Annotated in this window: 17 protein-coding genes; 13 read left to right on the top strand and 4 right to left on the bottom strand. The window is 70.1% G+C overall.

What is annotated here, in order from left to right; all coding sequences use genetic code 11:
* Positions 1 to 112 precede the first annotated feature (112 nt).
* From U0R18_RS20770 to U0R18_RS20735, 8 genes are all read left to right on the top strand, one after another.
* A complete protein-coding gene (locus U0R18_RS20770; RefSeq protein WP_526372019.1) occupies positions 113 to 853 on the top strand; it encodes a FadR/GntR family transcriptional regulator in 741 nt (246 codons plus the stop codon).
* Positions 850 to 1,557: a cache domain-containing protein gene (locus U0R18_RS20765; RefSeq protein WP_526372017.1), complete on the top strand. Its 708-nt coding sequence runs from the start codon at positions 850 to 852 to the stop codon at positions 1,555 to 1,557. The genes U0R18_RS20770 and U0R18_RS20765 overlap by 4 nt, the downstream gene beginning before the upstream one ends.
* Before the next feature lie 113 nt (positions 1,558 to 1,670).
* Positions 1,671 to 2,882 (top strand): cytochrome P450, encoded by a 1,212-nt coding sequence (locus U0R18_RS20760; RefSeq protein ID WP_526372015.1) that lies wholly within the window; start codon positions 1,671 to 1,673, stop codon positions 2,880 to 2,882.
* A gap of 21 nt (positions 2,883 to 2,903) precedes the next feature.
* Positions 2,904 to 4,289, top strand: coding sequence for a glutamine synthetase family protein (locus U0R18_RS20755; protein ID WP_526372013.1), 1,386 nt, complete (start codon positions 2,904 to 2,906; stop codon positions 4,287 to 4,289).
* Positions 4,286 to 4,993, top strand: a complete 708-nt coding sequence (locus U0R18_RS20750) for an ABC transporter substrate-binding protein (RefSeq protein ID WP_526372011.1) — start codon at positions 4,286 to 4,288, stop codon at positions 4,991 to 4,993. Before U0R18_RS20755 ends, U0R18_RS20750 begins: the two co-directional genes overlap by 4 nt.
* Entirely contained in the window at positions 4,994 to 5,707 is a 714-nt protein-coding gene (locus tag U0R18_RS20745; protein WP_526372008.1) for a gamma-glutamyl-gamma-aminobutyrate hydrolase family protein, read from the top strand.
* Complete coding sequence (locus U0R18_RS20740) at positions 5,704 to 6,519, top strand: gamma-glutamyl-gamma-aminobutyrate hydrolase family protein (RefSeq protein WP_526372006.1); 816 nt, start codon at positions 5,704 to 5,706, stop codon at positions 6,517 to 6,519. The genes U0R18_RS20745 and U0R18_RS20740 overlap by 4 nt, the downstream gene beginning before the upstream one ends.
* 10 nt (positions 6,520 to 6,529) lie before the next feature.
* Positions 6,530 to 8,020, top strand: a complete 1,491-nt coding sequence (locus U0R18_RS20735) for a PucR family transcriptional regulator (protein WP_526372004.1) — start codon at positions 6,530 to 6,532, stop codon at positions 8,018 to 8,020.
* Here the strand turns inward: U0R18_RS20735 and U0R18_RS20730 are convergent.
* The 4 genes from U0R18_RS20730 to gabT are packed head-to-tail and all read right to left on the bottom strand — an operon-like array spanning position 7,981 to position 13,095.
* Positions 7,981 to 9,093: a CaiB/BaiF CoA transferase family protein gene (locus U0R18_RS20730; RefSeq protein ID WP_526372002.1), complete on the bottom strand. Its 1,113-nt coding sequence runs from the start codon at positions 9,091 to 9,093 to the stop codon at positions 7,981 to 7,983. The genes U0R18_RS20735 and U0R18_RS20730 overlap by 40 nt on opposite strands.
* Entirely contained in the window at positions 9,090 to 10,547 is a 1,458-nt protein-coding gene (locus tag U0R18_RS20725) for an aldehyde dehydrogenase family protein (RefSeq protein WP_526372000.1), read from the bottom strand. The genes U0R18_RS20730 and U0R18_RS20725 overlap by 4 nt, the downstream gene beginning before the upstream one ends.
* Positions 10,544 to 11,737 (bottom strand): acyl-CoA dehydrogenase family protein, encoded by a 1,194-nt coding sequence (locus tag U0R18_RS20720; RefSeq protein ID WP_526371998.1) that lies wholly within the window; start codon positions 11,735 to 11,737, stop codon positions 10,544 to 10,546. The genes U0R18_RS20725 and U0R18_RS20720 overlap by 4 nt, the downstream gene beginning before the upstream one ends.
* 14 nt (positions 11,738 to 11,751) lie before the next feature.
* Positions 11,752 to 13,095: a 4-aminobutyrate--2-oxoglutarate transaminase gene (gabT, locus tag U0R18_RS20715; protein WP_526371996.1), complete on the bottom strand. Its 1,344-nt coding sequence runs from the start codon at positions 13,093 to 13,095 to the stop codon at positions 11,752 to 11,754.
* Positions 13,096 to 13,208: 113 nt separating this feature from the next.
* Between gabT and U0R18_RS20710 the strand changes: the two genes are divergently transcribed.
* From U0R18_RS20710 to U0R18_RS20690, 5 genes are all read left to right on the top strand, one after another.
* On the top strand, positions 13,209 to 13,838 hold the full coding sequence (locus U0R18_RS20710; RefSeq protein ID WP_526371994.1) for a ComF family protein: 630 nt from the start codon (positions 13,209 to 13,211) through the stop codon (positions 13,836 to 13,838).
* A 346-nt stretch (positions 13,839 to 14,184) separates the two neighbouring features.
* Positions 14,185 to 14,838, top strand: coding sequence for a ribosome hibernation-promoting factor, HPF/YfiA family (hpf, locus tag U0R18_RS20705; RefSeq protein WP_526371992.1), 654 nt, complete (start codon positions 14,185 to 14,187; stop codon positions 14,836 to 14,838).
* Between the two features lie 254 nt (positions 14,839 to 15,092).
* Positions 15,093 to 17,906: a preprotein translocase subunit SecA gene (gene secA / locus U0R18_RS20700; protein WP_526371990.1), complete on the top strand. Its 2,814-nt coding sequence runs from the start codon at positions 15,093 to 15,095 to the stop codon at positions 17,904 to 17,906.
* Between the two features lie 129 nt (positions 17,907 to 18,035).
* Positions 18,036 to 18,452 (top strand): Rv3235 family protein, encoded by a 417-nt coding sequence (locus U0R18_RS20695; RefSeq protein WP_526371988.1) that lies wholly within the window; start codon positions 18,036 to 18,038, stop codon positions 18,450 to 18,452.
* Between the two features lie 136 nt (positions 18,453 to 18,588).
* A complete protein-coding gene (locus U0R18_RS20690; protein WP_526371986.1) occupies positions 18,589 to 20,001 on the top strand; it encodes a WS/DGAT/MGAT family O-acyltransferase in 1,413 nt (470 codons plus the stop codon).
* Positions 20,002 to 20,014 lie beyond the last annotated feature (13 nt).

Genomic DNA, 20,014 nt, shown 5'->3' with positions numbered 1-20,014 from the left:
AGCGAAAAACTACAGTCCTATTGTTTAAACGGCAACAGAAACGGCAGAATTGCCCGGAAGTCGGGTACATTGCCGACACGTCGGGACCGGTCGGCTGGAGGAGGTGGCGCTGGTGTCGTCGCTGTCGCCGCTGGTGGTGCCCGAGGCCCAGCTGGGGCGGGCCGACGAGATCGTCCAGCGCATCACCGAGGCGGTTCAGCTGGGTCTGCTCGACGACGGCGAGCGGCTCCCGGTGGAGGTCGACCTGGCCGCCCAGTTCGGCGTCGCGCCGATGACCGTGCGGGAGGCCCTGGCCACGCTGCGCGACCAGGGCCTGGTCGAGACCCGGCGGGGCCGCAGCGGCGGCTCGTTCGTGGTCCGGCCCGCCGAGCCGCCGGTCGCGCAGTTGACCGCGCGGCTGACGGCGATGAGCGCCTCGGACGTCCGCGACCTGTTCGACGAGCACACCGCGATCGTTGGGCAGGCCGCGCGGCTGGCGGCCGAGCGGGCCGCGCCGTATGCCGTCCGGCGGTTGTTCGCCCTCACCGATCAGCTCGGCGCGGCCGAATCGATGGGCGACCGGATCCGCGCCGACAGCCGGTTCCACATCCAGATCGCGATCGCGTCCCAGTCCGCGCGGCTGGCCCGCCGGGAGGCCAACCTGCAGGCCGAGGTCAGCGGATTGATCTGGTTGCCGCTGGAACCGACGGTCGACGTCGCCCGCTACGTCGACGGCCTGCACGGCATCGCCGCGGCCGTGGCCGCCGAGAACCCCGACGAGGCCCGACGGCTCGCCGAGGCGCACATCATGGGCCAGCTGGCCAGGCTGACGCAGGTCAACCTGGACCTCTCCGCAGGCGCCGCCGCGTCATGACCAGCACCGCGGCCGCCCTGGCCGAGCAGGTGTCGCGACGCCTCGAACCCGTCTACACACTGCTGGACCGCGTCGCCGACGAAGTGCTGCGCTGCCGGCCGGCGCGGGCGCCGTTGACGGAGGCCAACCTGGCCGCGTTGCACCGGATGCTCGCCGACCTCATCGCGGCGGAGCCGCTGATCTGGGGGGCGGGTTATGTCGCCGCGCCGCGCATGGTCGACGACCTCGAGCGCTACATGGCCTGGTGGCAGCGCCACCACAGCCGGGTGACGCGGTTGCGCCTGAACTTCGACCCGCGCAGCGTCGACGTCTACGACTATCTGCAGATGGACTGGTTCCAACTGGCCCAGGGCGGGCAGGCGCGGGTGGCCTACGGCCCGTACGTCGACTACAGCGGGTCGGACATGTACACGATCACCGCGACCATCCCGGTGGTGGCCGACGGCGCCTTCCTCGGGGTGGCCGGGGCCGACCTGGTGGTCGGGGAGATCGAACACCGGCTGCTCGAGGTGCTGCGCGGCACCAGCGCCGACGCGGTGGTGGTCAACACCGAGCGCCGGGTGATCGCCGCCAACACCCCGCGCTGGATCGTCGGCTCGCGACTGCCGGCGCTGCCGCAGGTCGGCGCGGACGACCAGGACGAGTTCGCGGACGTGGCCGAGTTGCCGCTGGGTACCGGGTGGGTGGTGGCCGTCGCCCGCTGACGGTGCGGCGCCGGCGAGATCGAAATGCCGAATTGGCGCCAACCCCTTGACAGAAAGAATCTACTTTTAGAGTATTTGAGGATCATCCGGTCGGAGCTCTGGAGGTAGTCCCCATGTCGGTCAGCCCGTCGACCACCACCGGAGCGGTCCCGTTCTTCGACGTGACCGATCCGCACTTCTCGATCACGTCCGAGGCGGTCCACGCCGCCCGCGAGCAGAGCTGGTACGCCACCACGCCCTACGGCATCGCGGTGTTGCGATACGAGCAGATGAACAAGCTGCTCAAGAGCCGCCAACTGCGTCAGGGCAGCGTGGCCTGGCCGGCGCACAACGGCGTCACCGACGGCCCGTTCGCGCGGTGGTGGGACAGCTGGATCCTGAACAAGGAGGGCGAGGAGCACCGTCGGTTGCGCCGGCTGATGAGTCCGGCCTTCTCGCAGCAGCTGATCGCCGGCCTGGTGCCGCGGTTCCAGGCCCTGGCCGGCGAACTCATCGACAATTTCGCCGAGCCGGACCGCTGCGAGTTCGTCGGCGAATTCGCCGAACCGTACTCGGCCCGCGTCATCGCGATCATGCTCGGACTGCCCGAGGACGAATGGCCGGTCATCGCCACCGAATCGGCGACCCTCGGCCTGGCGATGGGCATCACCCTCAACGAGGACCTGCCGAAGATCGAGGCCGCCCTGGCCCGGCTGTACGAGTACTGCGACGCACTGGTGGCCGACCGCCGGGCCCATCCCCGCGACGACTTCGTCACCGCCCTGGTGAACGCGTCCGCGCCCGAGGACGGCCGGCTCAGCGACGAGGAACTGCGCGACGGTCTGGTGCTGCTGATCTTCGGCGGCTTCGACACCACCCGCAACCAGCTCGGGCTGGCCATGCAGACCTTCCTGGCCCACCCCGACCAGTGGCGGCTGCTGGCGCAGCGGCCCGATCTGGGTGGCAAGGCCGTCGAGGAGGTCATGCGGGTCAACCCCACCACGCGGTGGGTGACCCGCGAGGTGATCGAGGACCTCGAGTACGAAGGGCTGCTGCTGCCGGCCGGCACCACCGTCCACCTCTACGCCGAATCATCCGGGACCGACGCGCGGGTCTTCGAACCGGGCTTCGACATCACCGCAGAACGCAAGCCGCACTTCGGCTTCGGCGCGGGGGTGCACTACTGCCTGGGACACTTCGTCGCCCGCGCCGACATGAGCGAGGCGCTGCCACTGTTGGCCCGCCGCATGACGGATCCCCATGAACTGCCCGGCGCCACCTGGCTGCCGGACTCGGGCAACACCGGACCCAATCGACTGCCCATCGGTTTCACGCCCGCCCCCTGACCCGCCCGAGAGGACCGTCCCATGAGCACGACACCGCTGGACACCCACCGCCAGGCCAACGCCACCAGTGCGCAACTGGCCGAGGTCCTGACGACCATCGCCGAACGCGGCGTGGAGTTCGTCTACTTCCAGGCCATCACCATCACCGGCCGGGTGGTCGGAAAAGTAGCCCCGGCAAAGCATTTCGAGCGGCTGGCGGTCAAGGGTGTGCAGCAGCACCAGACCGCGGTGGCCAACCTGCAGGGCACTCGCGCCGGCGTGCTGCTGGCCGGCGGCGTCAACGCACCCGAGTACACGGCCGTGCCGGACCTGGAGACCTTCGGCGTGCTGCCGTGGGACACCAGTTTTGCGCGGGTGTTCTGCCGGCTCTACGAGCCGGATCACCTGACCGAGGGTGCCGGGGCCGAATTCGCCTGTGACACCCGCGGATTGCTGCGCCGGATGCACGCCGGCTTCACCGATCGCACCGGCCTGGAACTGCGCACCGGGTGTGAGCCCGAGATGACCTGGCGCGGTGAGGGTCTCGAGGCGCACTTCCGGCCCGGGTCGAGCCCCGCCTACCACATCGAGCATTTGGAGCGGAACCGGCCGATCGTCAAGAAGGTGGTCGAGTACGCCCAGGCCCTGGGTCTGGACATGGTCGAGGGCGATTACGAGGACGAGTACCAGGTCGAGCTGAACTTCATGTACGACCACGCCGACCTGACCGCCGACCGCCTGGTCACCTACCGGCAGATCTGCAAGCAGGTCGCCCGCGAACTGGGCATCGAGGCCAGCTTCATGCCCAAGCCGGCCACCGGGATGATGGGCAACGGCTGCCACCACAACTTCAGCCTCTGGCGCGACGGCGTGAACGTGCTGGCCGACCCCGGTGTCACCGAACTGCACCTGACCGACGTCGGCAAGCACGCGCTGGGCGGTCTGCTGTCGCACTCGGCCGGTGCCATGCTGATCAACGGCTCCACCGTCAACTCCTACAAACGGTATTGGGATGCAGGGCAATTCGCGCCGTCGCGGATCAACTGGGGTCTGGACAACAAGACCTGCACGGTCCGGCTGTCGGCGGTGGGGCGCCTCGAGTACAAGCTGCCCGACGCGGCCGTGAACCCGTACCTGTCGCACGCGGTGATCCTGGCGGCCTGCGAGGACGGCCTGAAGAACTCGACCGATCCCGGCGCCCCGACGCAGGGTTCGTCGTACGACACGCCTGCCGACGTCCGCTTCCCGGCGCTGCCGTTGACGCTCGGCGAGGCCATCGAGGCGTTCCGGGCCGACGGGGTGCTCACCGAGGCGCTGGGTCCCGTGCTGTCCGAACTCCTCGTCGACTTCCACGCCGACGAGTGGGCCAGGTTCTGTGGATACGTCACCGACTGGGAGCGCACCATGTACTGGGATGACCTGCCGTGACCGGGCCGCTGCGACTCGCCTGCCTGGATGCCGAAGCGCCGCCGCTGTTCTCGCTGTGGACGCCCGAGAACGGCCGGCAGGGCTACGAGCCCGCCGTGGCCGCGGCGCTGGGCGCCGAACTCGGCCGGCCCGTCGAGTGGGTGCGGGTGCCGTGGGTCGACATGATCCCGGCCGTGCAGCGCGGCGACGCCGACGCGGTGCTGTGCGGGCAGGGCATCACCGCCGAGCGCCGGGCCCAGGTGGACTTCACCCGGCCCTATGCGGTGTTCCACGAGGGCGTGCTGGTGCGCCGCGGCGCGGGCATCCACACCCCCGCGGACCTCGTCGGCCGCCGGGTGGCCGCGATCGAGAACAGCACCAACATGGCGCTGGTCGAAACCTTCACCGGCGCAGTACCTGTCGCGTTCGGCGCGGGCTCCGACGACGTCTACGCCGACATGCTGGCAGCACTGCGGGCCGAGGACGTCGACGCGGTCGTCGACGACGACGTGGTGTTCGTGCCCCTCGGCGCGACGCATCCCGACTACGAGTTGGCGTTCACCGTGCCGACCGCCAACAAGTGGGGGATCGCGGTGTCCAAGGAGCGCTCCGATACCCTGGCCGAGCTCGATGTCGCGCTCGGCCGGCTCGTCGAATCCGGTCGCCTGCAGCAGATCTGGAAGGAGTGGCTGCCGACCCTCGATTATCCCTTCGGCGGACCCTGAATGTCGCGTCCGCTGGTGGCCGTGGTGGGACGGCGGGCCGCACAGGTACCGATCCTGCGCTACTCGGCCACCCTGGCCGCCGAGGCGATGTGCGAAGCGATCTGGGCCGCCGGCGGTGAGCCGGTGGTGGTACACGGCCCGGCCGCCGATCCGCTGGCCGAACTACCGGAACGACTGTCGCGATTCGGCGGTGTGCTGCTGCCGGGTGGCGCCGACGTCGAGCCCTGCCGCTACGGTGCCGACCCCTCCCCCCTCACCGTCGACACCGTGGCCTTCCAGGACGACCTCGACCTCGGCGTCACCCGCGCGGTGATCGCGCTGGGCCTGCCGACCCTGGCGATCTGCCGCGGCATGCAGATCCTCAACGTCGCCACCGGCGGCACGCTGGACCAGGACGTGGCCGACGAAGAGGCGTTGCACCACAACGCCGTTCACGACGTTCGCGTGACACCCGGATCCCGGCTGCACGCCGTCCTCGGGGCCGAGAGCATCGACGTCTCGTCCTATCACCACCAGGCGATCGACCGCGTCGGCGCCGATCTGGTGGTCACCGCGGTGGCGCCCGACGGGATCGTCGAGGCCGTCGAGCACCGGCATGCCGACATCCTCGCCGTGCAGTGGCACCCCGAGGACCGCCACGCCACGTCGACCACCGACGCCGCACTGTTCGCCGACCTGGTGGACCGGGCAGCCAAACGTCAGGAGCAGCAATGACTTTCCGGGTCCGTCGCGAGGACGTCATCCCACAGGTGCGGCCACCGTATACGCCCAGCGCCCGGATCTGCGTCCTGGCCTCGTTGAACTATCCCGACATCAGCGCGTCCGACGCCGAGCTGATCACCCGGTTCACCCGCGTCGCCCTCACCACGCTGGTGCAGCTGGGCGTCCGACATGAACTGTGGGACACCACCGAGCCGCTCGAAAACCCATCCGGTGCAGCAGAATTCGATGGCCTGATGCTGCTCGGCGGCGGTGACATCGACGGATCGTGCTACGGCGCGGCGGTGAATCCGAAAGCATACGGCGTGGATCTGCGGGCCGACCGCGACGCGCTGGCCGCCATCGCAGCGGCCGAGCGCGCCGGCCGGCCCGTGTTCGGCATCTGCCGCGGCTCGCAACTGCTCAACGTAGCCCGCGGTGGCAGCATCATCGGGGACATCGCCGACTACGTGCTGCACCACGGGGCGCCGGGCGAACCGGAATTCGTCGACGAGCCGATCGACATCGTCGCCGGAACCCGGCTCGCGTCGATCCTGGGAACCGACCGCATCATCGGACGCTCGGGTCATCACCAGGCCGTCGACCGGGTCGGTGACGGTCTGGTGGTCGCGGCGCGCGCACTCGACGGGATCGTCGAGGGCATCGAGGACCCGGATCGCTGGTATCTGGGTGTGCAGTGGCATCCCGAGGACGACGACGGCCCCGCGGCCGACCGGCTGCGACTGTTCGACGCATTCGTCACGGCCTGCGAGGCCGCAGCGGCCGCGCGGCTGCAGGGGGTGGCCGTTCGGGCGGGCAGCGAGTAGAACTGCTCGGATGGCGATCACCGCACGCGATCTGGCGGGTCACCAGGCCCTGGGGTTGACGCTGGCTGCGGGTGCGCAGGCCGCCGACCGCGAGATCGCCTGGGCGCACGCCATCGAACTGGCCGACCCGGCGCCGTACCTGGCCGGCGGCGAACTGGTGATGACCACCGGCATCAACCTCGGCGCCGACGCGGCGGCCCAGCGCGCCTACGTCCAACGGCTGGCCGATGCCGGCACCGCGGCGCTGGCGGTCGACACCGGCACCACCCTGCGGGCGGTGCCCGCCGGTGTGTTGCGCGCGGGGAACGAACTGGGCATCCCGGTTCTGGCGGTGCCGCCGTCGACGCCGTTCATCGCGATCACCCGGGTGGTCGTCGACGCGCTACGGGCCGAGGAGCTCTCGGCGGTACAGCGGGTCGCCGACCGTCAGCAGGTACTGGCCCGCGCGACGCTGCGCGGCGGCATCCCCGCGGTGGTGGCCGCGCTGGCCGATGCCCTGTCGGCCACCGTGGTGGTGGCCGGCGCCGACGGCACGGCACTGGCCGGCGCCGGGCCCGCGCAGCCCCGCCTGCTGTCGGTCCTGGCGGACTCGAAGCGGCCCGGGGCGGGTTGGGTGGTCTCCGACGGCGAGGACCTGGTGACCGTGCAGGCACTGCGGGCGGCGCAGCCGGTGCGCGGGCACCTGGCGGTGCGCACCGGGGAACCCATGTCGAACGCCGACCGGCTACTGCTGGCCCATGCGGTGGCATTGGTCGCGATTGCCGTTGAGAAGCCCGCCCGGATGGTGGACGCCGAGGACCTGTTGCGCGCCGCGGTCACCCGCCAATTGCTCAGCGGCCCAGGCATTGTCGATGACGGGGTGCTGCGCTACTTCGGCTTCGATCCGACCGCGGAGGTGACGGTGGCCGTGCTGGCGGGAACCGGTCCGGTACTGACCGCGCAGCAGCGGGTGGGCCGGCTGTTCGGCGCGGGCCCGTATCTGATGGCCCCCGACGGCGACGACATCGTGCTGGTGGTGCCGGCCGCCGGCAGTGGGCAGCGGCTCTCGGGTGCCGCCGGCGGCGGGGTGTCGCGGCCGGTGGGTCTGGCCGAGCTGGCTGTGGGCGCCGAGCAGGCGCGCACCGCGGCCCGCGCCGGCGCCGGCGGTGGACTGACCGCATTCGACGAGCTGAGCACATTCGGAATGCTGCTCGGCGGCCGCACCACCGCGGAGCTGCGGGTGTTCGCCGAGCCCCTGGCCGCCCTGCGTGGCGAGCGCGAACTGTCGCCCACCCTGGCGGCATACCTGCGCCACAACGGTCAGATGGATTCGGCTGCCGTCGATCTGGGCATCCACCGGCACACCGTCCGCAACCGGATGCGTCGCATTCGGGCCCTGCTGGGCGACGAACTGGAGTCCGCCGACAGCCGCGCGCAACTGTGGCTGGCGGTCAAGGCCGATCTGCTGCTGGCCGAACGCGGTCAGTCACCGGAACCCAGCCGCGGCGGGCCACTGCGGTAACTCACCGGCGTCGCCGACATGGACACCGGGTTGGCGACCTGTGGCGCGGTGCCGCCGGGAACGGTGACGACGGCCTCCATCCCCAGCGAACGGGCGAACGCGAACGCCTCGGCGACGTCGTTGATGGGACCGGCCGGCACGCCGACCGCGGTGAGCCGCTGGTACCAGTGATCGGCGCCGGCCGCCTTCAACGCCGGTTCGAGCAACGCGCACAACGCATCCCGATTGGCCACCCGCTGCGGGTTGGTCGCGAACCGCGGATCGGCCGCCAGCTCCGGCAGTCCGATCGCCCCGCAGAACGCGCCGAACTGCTTGTCGTTGCCGACCGCGACGGTGATCGGGCGGTCGGCGGTGTCGAACACCTGGTACGGCGCGATGCTCGGGTGCCGGTTGCCCATGATGCCGGGCACCGACCCGGCACCGAGATAGCCCGAGGCCTGGTTCACGAGCGAGGACAACAGCACCGCAAGCAGATTGGTGTCCACCCGCTGGCCCTGCCCGGTGCGGTCCCGATACGCCAGTGCGGCCAGGATACCGCTGAGTGCATGCAACCCGGCCAGCACGTCGACCAGGGCCACGCCGGCCTTGGTGGGATCGCCCGGCCCGGTGCCGGTGATACTCATCAGCCCGCCGACGGCCTGGACCAACAGGTCGTAGCCCGGGAGGGCGGCACCGCCGCCGTGGCCGAAACCTGTGATCGAGCAGTAGATCAGGTCAGGGCGCAGGTCGACCAGGTCCGGATAGCCCAGGTGCAGCTTCTCCATGGTGCCGGGCCGGAAGTTTTCCACCACGATATCGGCCCCGGCCACCAGTTCCCGGGCCCGCTGCTGATCGGCCCGGTCGGCGAGATCGAGCACCACCGACCGCTTGTTGCGGTTGACGGAATTGAAATACGTTGCCACACCGGCGGAGTCGTACGGCGGGCCCCAGTGCCTGGTGTCGTCGCCCGTACCGGGCCGCTCGATCTTGATCACCTCGGCGCCGAAGTCGCCCAGCATCATCGTCGCGTACGGCCCGGCCAGCACCCGGCTGAAGTCGACGACGACGATGCCGTCCAGTGCGCCGGCGCTCATGCGCCGGGCGTCCCGCCGCGCAGATACACCGTGGTGGTGTGGGTGAAGAACTCCCGGGCTGCCCCGCCCTGCTCCTTGGGGCCCAGCCCGCTCTTCTTCGCCCCACCGAAGGGCACATGCGGATCCGCGCCGGCCGACTCCGAATTGATGTGCAGCACACCGACATCGATGTGCTCGACGGCCTGCAGTGCCCGGGTGAGGTCCTGGGTGAATACCGCTGCGGACAACCCGAACTCGCTGTCGTCGGCCAGGGCGAAGGCCGCCTCGGCGCCGCTGGCCCGGCGGACCGCGAGCACCGGGCCGAACAGCTCGTCGGTCCAGACGTCGGCCGCGGCACCGAGTTCGACCACGGTCGGCGGGACGAAGAAGCCCGTCGCCAGCAGGCCGTCGGCATACGGCTCCCCGCCGGCCAGCACCGTGGCGCCCTGCGCGGTGGCGGCGTCGATCCCGGCCTGGATCGTGCGCCGTGCGTCCGCACTGACGACCGGGCCCATCTGGGTGGCGTCGTCGGTCGGGTCACCCACCGTGAGCGCTCGGGCGCGCTCGGTCAGCGCCGCCAGGAACCGGTCGGCGATACCGTCGGTGACGATGAGACGTGAAGTGGCGGTGCACTTCTGGCCCGTCGAACGGAACGCGCCGGCCATCACCTGATCGACCGCGAGATCGAGGTCGGCGTCGTCGAGCACCACGGCGGCATTCTTGCCGCCCATCTCGGCCTGCGCCGGGATCCCGCGGGCGGCCGCCGCCGCGGCGATGCGCCGGCCCACACCGGTGGACCCGGTGAACGTCAGCGCATCGATCCCGGGGTGACCGACAATGGCGTCCCCGACATCGGTGCCGCCGACCAGCAGACCGAGCACGCCGGCGGGCAGCCCGGCCTGCGTGAGTGCCTGCGCGAGCCGCATCGCCAGCAACGGCACGGTACTCGCGGGCTTCCACACCACGGCATTGCCGTACACCAGCGCAGGGGCGATCTTCCACGCCGGTATCGCGATCGGGAAGTTGAACGGTGTGATGACGCCGACCACGCCGATCGGCTTGCGGGTCACCAGGATCTGCTCGCCGGCGCGCGGGGAGGCGTAGATCTCGCCGGCCTGGCGGTCGCCCTCGTTGCCGTAGTAGCGCAGGATCTGCGCGGCCCGGCGGACCTCGCCGACACCTTCGGCCCGGGTCTTGCCCTCCTCCGCGGCGAGCTCGACGCCCCACGCCTCGGCGTTGGCGTCGACCACGTCGGCGGCCGCCGACAGCACCGCGCCGCGCTCGTGGATCGGCGTCCGCGCCCAGCCGGGCAGGGCGTCGCGCGCAGCGGCAACGCCGGCGTCGACATCGGCCGCGCCGGCGAGTCCGCCCTCGGCCACCACGACGTCGGGACGCGCCGGGTTCAGGCTGCGCAACGGGTCGCCGGCGCCGTCGCGCCATTGCCCGGCCAGCAGCTGGCGGATCGCGACCGTCATGACCGGAACGCCGCGTGCCCGGTGAGTGCCTTGCCGATGGACAGCAGGTGCATCTCGGAGGTGCCCTCGTAGGTGAGCACCGATTCCAGGTTGTTGGCATGCCGCAGCGGTGAGTACTCCAGTGTGATACCGCTGCCGCCCAACAGGGTTCGGCATTCCCGGGCGATCGCCAGGGCCTCGCGGACGTTGTTGAGCTTGCCGAGGCTGACCTGCTCGGGCCGCACACCTTCGGCGTCCTTGATGCGCCCGAGGTGTAGGGCGAGCAGCATGCCCTTGCCGAGCTCGAGGGTCATGTTGGCCAGCTTCTCCTGGGAGAGTTGATAACTCGACAGTGGCCGGTCGAACACCTCGCGGGACTGCGTGTAGGCCAGGGTGGTCTCCAGGCTGTCCCGGGCGGCGCCCAGGGCGCCGAACACGATGCCGAACCGGGCCTCGTTCAGGCATGACAGCGGGGCGCCGAGGCCCTGCGCCAGCGGCAGCTGCGCCGAGGCGGGCAGTCGTACGTTATCGAGCACCAGTTCGGAGGTGATCGAGGCGCGCAGCGACAGCTTGCGGGTGATCTTGTTGGCGGTGAAACCCTTGGTGTCCGTGGGCACCAGGAAGCCGCGCACTCCGTCGTCGGTCTGTGCCCACACGGTTGCGACATCGGCGAGGTTGCCGTTGGTGATCCACATCTTGGTGCCGTCGAGTACCCAGTCGGCGCCGTCGCGCCTTGCGCGGGTGCGCATGCCGGCCGGGTTCGAGCCGAAATCGGGTTCGGTCAGGCCGAAGCAGCCGATGGCCGTACCGGCGGCCATCCGCGGCAGCCACTCGTTCTTCTGTTCCTCGGAGCCGTACCGGTGGATGGAGAACATCGCCAGCGAACCCTGGACCGAGACGAAGCTGCGGAAGCCGCTGTCACCGGCTTCGAGCTCGAGACAGGCCAGACCGTAGCTGACGGCGTTGGTGCCGGCGCAGCCGTAGCCGGTCAGGTGCATGCCGAGCAGTCCGAGGTCGCCGAACTCCTTGGCCAATTCCTTTGGCAGGGTAGCGGATTCGAACCACTCAGCGACGTCGGGGCGCAGCCGGGTGTCGACGAAACGGCGCACGGTCGCGGCGATGTCACGTTCGTCGGCGTCCAGCAGTCGGTCGATGTCGAACAGTTCCAGCGGGCCTCGGGTGTCCGTGGCGGGAGCGATCGTGGCAGTCATGTGGGGGTCCTTTCTCAGAGTGCGGCGAAGCCCTCGCGCAGCACGCCGAAGGCGTCCAGGAGGAGCTCGTCGGAGATGGCCAGCGGAGGCAGGAAGCGCAGGACGTTCCCGAAAGTTCCTGCGGTCAGGGTCAATACGCCGTTGTCGTGGCAGTACCGGGCGACGGCGGCCACCGCGGCCGGGTCGGGTTCGCGGGTGCCGGGACGCACCAGTTCGGCGGCGATCATCGCGCCGCGGCCGCGGATCTCGCCGATGACGCCCGTCGCTGCGGCGATGCCGCGCAACTCGGACACCATGAGCTCGCCGATCGCGCGGGCGCGCTCGATCAGGCCACCGGACTCGATCTCCTCGAAGACCCCGAGTGCCGCTGCGCACGCCACCGGATTACCGGCGTAGGTGCCGCCGATCCCGCCCTGGTGTGCGGCGTCCATCACCTCGGCGCGGCCGGTGACCGCGGCCAGCGGCAGCCCGCCGGCCAGCCCCTTGGCGGTGGTGATCAGATCGGGCACCAGGCCCTCGTGCTCGCAGGCGAACCAGGCGCCGGTGCGCGCGATCCCGGTCTGCACCTCATCGGCCACCAGCAGGATGCCGCGGTCGCGACAGAACTCGGCGACCCTGGGCAGGAACCCCGCCGCGGGCACGATGAACCCGCCCTCGCCCTGAATGGGTTCGACCACCACGGCAGCGACCGCGTCGGCGCCCAGTTGCGCATCGACGAGCTGGGCGAACATCTCGAACGCCTCGGCGGCACAGTTGTCCGGTCCCGACGGCCAGCGGTACGGGTAGGCCATCGGCGCGCGGTACACCTCGGGGGCGAACGGACCGAACGACTTCTTGTAGGGCTGATTCTTGGCGGTCATCGTCATCGCCAGCAGCGAGCGACCGTGAAAGGCGTGGTCGAACACCACCACCGCGGGCCGTCCGGTGGCCGCCCGGGCGTACTTGACGGCGTTCTCGACGGCCTCGGCGCCGGTGCTGAACAACGCTGTGCGCTTCACGTGATCGCCGGGGGTCAGCGCGTTGAGCCGCTCGGCGACGTCGAGGTAGCCCTCGTACGGGGTGGCCAGGAAGCAGGTGTGGGTGAACCGGGTCAGTTGTTCGCCCGCCCGGGCGGCGACGGCCGGTGCGGAGTTGCCGACGGTCGTCACCGCGATGCCGCTACCGAGGTCGATGAACGAGTTTCCGTCGACGTCGACGAGCACACCGCCGCCGGCTTCCGCCGCATAGACGCCGGCGCTGCTGACCAAGCCGGCCGGCAGTGCCGCCGCCCGGCGGGCCGCCAGTTCGCGGGAGCGTGGTCCGGGGATCTCGGTGCGGATCCGGCGCGCCTGCGGAAGGCGGGTCAGGGTGTTGGTCATGTGTGCAGGTTAGGTTCCGGAGCCGCAGCTGCCCATGTCCACGGCGTACATCGAAGGGAATGCTGATGTCCGTCACGGCGGCCCGTGTCGTACCGGCGGGCCACACTGACGCCATGCTCGACCTGCTCCTGCCGCTGCAGTGCGGCGGCTGCGGGGCGCCGGCCACCCGGTGGTGCCCCGACTGCGCGGCCGCGCTGACCGTCGCCGACGACCAGCCGCACGTCGTCACCCCCCGCGTCGACCCGGACGTCCCGGTGTTCGCGCTGGGCCGCCACGCCGGACCGCGCCGCCAGGCCGTCGTCGCCCTGAAGGAACGCGGCCGCAGCGACCTGACCGCACCGCTGGCCCACGCCCTGGCGCTCGGGCTGCACCGGCTGCTGAACTGGGGCATCCTCGACACCCCGCTGACCGTCGTCCCCGCACCGACGCGCCGGCTGGCCGCACGCCGGCGCGGGGGAGACCCGGTCACCCGGTTGGCCATCCGGGCCACCGGCGCGCACCCCGGGATCGGCGTCGCCCCGGTGCTGCGATTCCGGGCCGGCGTGCGCGACTCCGTCGGCCTGGACAGCGCGGCCCGCGAACGCAACATCGCCGGCCGGATCCGGACAACCGGCCCGGTGCCCGGCGACGTCCTGCTGATCGACGACGTCGTCACCACCGGTGCCACCGCGGCCGAATCCGTGCGTGTCCTGCGCGCCGCCGGGGCCCATGTAGCGGGCGTGTTGGTGCTGGCCGCCGCGTAGTTCGTGGCGTGGGTGTTGGGAAATGTCACGCGAAACAGCAGCTGGCGTGCGGTATGTCGACGGCCGCAACCGCAAACTTGCCGCATAGTGCCGCAGGTCCTTGTAACAAGGGCCGAAAGTTCTGGCAACAGGTGCGCGAAAAGGTGGCCCGGCGGGTGAACAAGGACTACCTTCGGTGCCAACGATCCATGAACGCGAGACGCGATTGCGGCGGGCGCGAAGGAGGTGGTACTCGACCCCTGGCGCCGCGGAGTGACGCGTGATCATCCGCGAGGCTCGCAGCGCATGTTCTGAATTGCCCGGGCACGCCCCGCGTGCCATGCGACAACGAATCGAGATGTCAAGCATGTCAAGTCAATTCGTGGATGCCCCCGAAGCGGTGGATGAGACCGAAGCCCCCAGCGCAGAGGTGGTGGTGAAGGGTCGCAACGTCGAGGTGCCAGACCACTTCCGGGCCTATGTCGCGGAGAAGCTCGCTCGGCTCGAACGCTTCGACCGGACCATCTACATGTTCGACGTCGAACTCGACCACGAGCGCAACCGCCGCCAGCGGAAGAGCTGCCAGCACGTCGAGATCACCGCCCGCGGGCGCGGACCGGTGGTCCGTGGCGAAGCCTGCGCCGATAGCTTCTACGCCGCACTCGAATCGGCGGTCGCCAAACTGGAAGCCCGGCTGCGCCGCCACAAGGACCGCCGCAAGATCCACTACGGCGACAAGACGCCGGTCTCGCTGCACGAGGCCACGGCCGTCGTGCCCCACCTCTTCGAACCCGACGCCGTCGCCACGCCGGCCCAGATCGACGCCGTCGACGACCACGAACCCGGCCAGATCGTCCGCGTCAAGGAACACCCGGCCACGCCGATGACCGTGGACGAGGCGCTCTACGAGATGGAACTCGTCGGCCACGACTTCTTCCTGTTCCACGACAAGGAATCCGACCGGCCCTCGGTGGTGTACCGCCGGCACGCCTTCGACTACGGGCTGATCCGCCTCGAGTGAGCGATCACCGCTGACGAGCGTCCGGTCGCGGCCTCGGTGAGGAGCCACTTGGGTGACTTTTGGGCGTCCCCAGGGACACAAAGTGGCCCCTCACGCCCCGACCGGTTCCGCGGCGCGGGCCGCCCCGCAGCCGCCGGGCAAGCCGTCAGGGGCAAATCCGGCCACCTCGGCACGACCGACCTGACCGGGGCATAACACCGCGTCACCTACGATGGGTCGCGAAACCACGCTCCAACCGCTCTAGGGGATTCTCTGTGTCCGTCCTGTCGAAAGTGCTGCGCCTGGGTGAAGGCCGCATGGTCAAGCGACTCAAAGGAGTCGCCGACTATGTGGACACGCTGTCCGACGACGTCGAGAAGCTGACCGACGAGGAGCTGCGCGGCAAGACCGCCGAGTTCAAGGAACGTGTCGCCAAGGGTGAATCTCTGGATGACCTGCTGCCCGAGGCGTTCGCCGTCGCGCGCGAGGCGGCGTGGCGCGTCCTGAGCCAGCGCCCGTTCGAGGTGCAGCTGATGGGCGGGGCCGCGCTGCACTTCGGCAACGTCGCCGAGATGAAGACCGGTGAGGGCAAGACCCTGACCTGTGTGCTGCCCGCCTACCTCAACGCGCTGAGCGGTAAGGGCGTGCACGTCGTCACCGTCAACGACTACCTGGCCAAACGCGACAGCGAATGGATGGGCCGGGTGCACCGCTTCCTGGGCCTCGACGTCGGCGTCATCCTGTCGCAGATGATGCCGGAGGAACGCCGCGCGGCCTACGCGGCCGACATCACCTACGGCACCAACAACGAGTTCGGTTTCGACTACCTGCGCGACAACATGGCGCACTCGACCGACGACATGGTGCAGCGCGGCCACAACTTCGCCATCGTCGACGAGGTCGACTCGATCCTGATCGACGAGGCCCGCACCCCGCTGATCATCTCCGGCCCGGCCGACGGCGCGTCCAACTGGTACACCGAGTTCGCCCGCATCGCCCCGCTGATGGAGAAGGACACCCACTACGAGGTCGACCTGCGCAAGCGCACCATCGGCGTGCACGAGATCGGCGTCGAGTTCGTCGAGGACCAGCTCGGCATCGAGAACCTCTACGAGGCCGCCAACTCGCCGCTGGTCAGTTACCTGAACAACGCCGTCAAGGCCAAGGAGCTGTTCCACCGCGACAAGGACTACATCGTCCGCGACGGTGAGGTCATCATCGTCGACGAGTTCACCGGCCGCGTGCTGCCGGGCCGGCGCTACAACGAGGGCATGCACCAGGCCATCGAGGCCAAGGAGCACGTCGAGATCAAGGCCGAGAACCAGACGCTGGCCACCATCACGCTGCAGAACTACTTCCGGCTCTACGACAAGCTGTCCGGGATGACCGGCACCGCCGAGACCGAGGCCGCCGAGCTGCACGAGATCTACAAGCTGGGCGTCGTGCCGATCCCGACCAACCGGCCGGGCGTCCGCACCGACCAGACCGACCTGATCTACAAGACCGAAGAGGCCAAGTACATCGCCGTCGTCGACGACGTCTCCGAGCGGTACGAGAAGGGCCAGCCGGTCCTGATCGGCACCACGTCCGTCGAGCGCTCCGAGTACCTGTCGCGGCAGTTCACCAAGCGCAAGATCCCGCACAACGTGCTCAACGCGAAGTACCACGAGCAGGAGGCCAACATCATCGCCGAGGCCGGCCGGCGCGGCGCGATCACGGTGGCCACCAACATGGCCGGCCGCGGCACCGACATCGTGCTCGGCGGCAACGTGGACTTCATGGCAGACAAGCTGCTGCGCGACCGCGGTCTGGATCCCGTCGAGACGGCCGACGAGTACGAGGCCGCCTGGGACGACGCCCTGCGCCAGATCAAGGACGAGGCCGAGGCCGAGGCCGAGGAGGTCCGCGAGGCCGGCGGGCTCTACGTGCTGGGCACCGAACGGCACGAGTCGCGCCGCATCGACAACCAGCTGCGCGGCCGCTCGGGCCGCCAGGGCGACCCCGGCGAGTCCCGGTTCTACCTGTCGCTGGGTGACGAGCTCATGCGGCGCTTCAACGGCGCCACCCTCGAGGCGCTGCTGACCCGCATCAACCTGCCCGACGACGTGCCGATCGAGGCCAAGATGGTCACCCGCGCCATCAAGAGCGCCCAGACGCAGGTCGAGCAGCAGAACTTCGAGGTCCGCAAGAACGTCCTCAAGTACGACGAGGTGATGAACCAGCAGCGCACCGTCATCTACGACGAGCGCAAACGCATCCTCGAGGGCGAGAGCCTCGAGGGGCAGGTCCAGGAAATGCTCGCCGATGTGGTGACGGCATACGTCGACGGCGCCACCGGCGAGGGCTACTCCGAGGACTGGGATCTGGAGAAGCTGTGGGAGGCACTGCGCACGCTGTACCCCGTCGGCATCGACCACCACGACCTGATGCACGGCGGTGACGTCGGCGAGCCCGGCGAGCTGACCCGCGAGGAACTGCTCGACGCCCTGCTCGACGACGCGCGCGGCGCCTACGCCCGCCGCGAGGCCGAGATCGACGGGCTGGCCGGGGCGGGCGCCATGCGGCAGCTCGAGCGCAACGTGCTGCTCAACGTGATCGACCGCAAGTGGCGTGAACACCTCTACGAGATGGACTACCTCAAGGAGGGCATCGGGCTGCGGGCCATGGCCCAGCGCGACCCGCTGGTCGAATACCAGCGCGAAGGCTACGACATGTTCCAGGCGATGCTCGACGGGATGAAGGAGGAATCCGTCGGATTCCTGTTCAACGTCCAGGTCGAGGCGGCGCCCCAGGCGCCGCAAGTGGCCCCGGTCGCGGCGCCCGAGGGTCTGGCGGAGTTCGCCGAGGCGGCGGCCCGCTCCGCTTCATCTTCGTCGGCCGAGCGGGGGTCCGCCCCGGTTGGCTTGCGCGCCAAGGGAATCGACGACGAACAAGCGCCCGCCCTGACCTATGTGGGCCCGTCGGAGGATGGTTCGGCGGCAGTGCAGCGGCACGGCCGCGAGCCGGCCCGGCCCGGGCCGTCCACGGGTGGCGGCACGCGCCGCGAGCGTCGGGAAGCCTCGAGGCGGGGCAAGACCCGCAAGCACTAGCCCCTTCCGGCATCAGATGGCCGGGATCGCCGTGCACACCTGAACCGGCCTCGGTGTGCCATCATCGCGGGGTCCCACCTGCTCCTCTCCGGCAGGCGCCGATCTGTCGTTCCGCCGGAGGGCCGCATTGTGACCGTTTCACCCATCGCCGACTACGAACCCCTCGACCTGCCCGCGGCCCCCGTCCGGCGGCGGCACCTGGTCGCGGTGCAGGAGCCCGGCCCGTCGGACCGATTGCGCAGCGCGGCCATGTTCGCCGACGCGGCGCTGCGGGTGATCCTCGAGGTGATCGACCGCCGGCGGAAACCCGAACAACTGCGGCTGCTGCTGACGCCCGGGCTGATCGATTCGGTGGCCGGGGCCGCCCGCCGGGCGCCCGGACACAGCGCACAGCTGCGGCGGATGCGTCTGCAACCGGTCGATGCCGCCGAGACGGCGTTCGAGGTCGCCGCCACGTACACGCGTGGGGTGCGCACGCGCGCGCTGGCGTGCCGCGTGGAGCCGACGGCCGCGGGCTGGCGGATCGTGGCGTTGCACATCGGCTGACCCCCGGCATCTGTTCAGTGCTGGCTGCGGCGTTGTGCGAGTGGGGCTCGCACGGGTGGCTGAACAGATGGGTGGGGGAGGGTCGGTATGGTTTTGACAGATAGCACCGGATTTTGAAAGGGAGGGCGACGCAGCGATGGTGACTCGTCTGTCAGCATCGGACTCGTCGTTCTACTTCCGCGAGAACACCGCCACCCCGATGTACGTCGGGTCGCTGTTGATCCTGCGCAAACCCCGCGGCGGCCTGAGCTACGACACGCTGCTCGAAACCGTCGAACACCGGCTGCCGCAGGTGCCGCGCTACCGCCAGAAGGTCCGCGAGGTCACCATGGGGCTGGCCCGGCCGGTGTGGATCGACGACCGCGACTTCGACATCACCTACCACATCCGCCGCTCGGCGCTGCCCAGTCCGGGCAGTGACGCCCAGCTGCACGAGCTGGTGGCCCGGCTCGGCTCGCGACCCCTGGACAAGTCCCGGCCGCTGTGGGAGATGTACCTGGTCGAAGGACTGTCGAAGAACCGCGTGGCCATCTACACCAAGTCGCACCAGGCGCTCGTCAACGGGATGACGGCGGTCGAGCTCGGCCACGTCATCGCCGACCGGACCCAGCGCCAGCCGGTGTTCGGCGAGGACATCTGGATCCCCGGCCGCGAGCCCGGCACCGCCGCCCTGCTTGCGGGGGCCGTCGGCGACTGGGTGGCCGGCCCGCGCCAGCAGCTCGCGGCGGTGGGATCTGCCATCGCGGGCGTGCTGACCAGTTCCGAACAGTTCGTCGAGGCCGGCCGGCGGTTCGCCGACGTGGCGCGCACGGTGGCCCGCGGCAACGCCCCCAGCAGCCCGCTGAACACCACCGTGTCGCGGAACCGGCGCTTCACCGTCGCCTCGGCCGACCTGGAGGACTACCGGCGGCTGCGGTCGCGCTACGACTGCGACATCAACGACGTCGTGCTGTGCGTCATCGCCGGCGCGCTGCGCAACTGGCTGCTCTCCCGCGGCGAGCCGGTGACGCCGACGGCGACGGTGCGCGCCATGGCCCCGATGTCGGTGTACCGCGACCTCGGCCTGGATCTGCAGACCGGGCCGGGCCAACCGATCAGCGAGGTGGCGCCCTTCCTGGTCGACCTGCCGATCGGCGAGGGCAACGCCGTCGTGCGGCTCTCGCAGATCGCGCACGCCACCGAATCGCACTCGACGGCCGCCAGCCTGGTCGACGCGCGCAGCATCGTCACCCTGTCCGGCTTTGCCCCACCGACCTTGCACGCCATGGGAATTCGGGTGGCCACCAGCTTCTCGGCCCGGCTGTTCAACGTCCTCGTGACCAACGTGCCCGGCCCGCAGGCCCAGATGTACATCGCCGGCACCAAGCTGCTCGAGACCTACTCGGTGCCGCCACTGCTGGCCAACCAGGTACTCGCGATCGGCGTGACGTCCTACTGCGGGATGCTCTACTTCGGCATCAACGCCGACCGGGAGGCGATGAGCGACGTCGAGGTACTGCCGTCGCTGCTGCGGGAATCGCTCGACGAACTGCTCGAAGCAGCAAAGTAGCCCACCGACGGTC

The organism is Mycobacterium sp. (genome assembly GCF_046330795.1).
GTDB lineage: Bacteria > Actinomycetota > Actinomycetes > Mycobacteriales > Mycobacteriaceae > Mycobacterium.
This window is presented reverse-complemented; position numbering and strand designations above follow the sequence as displayed.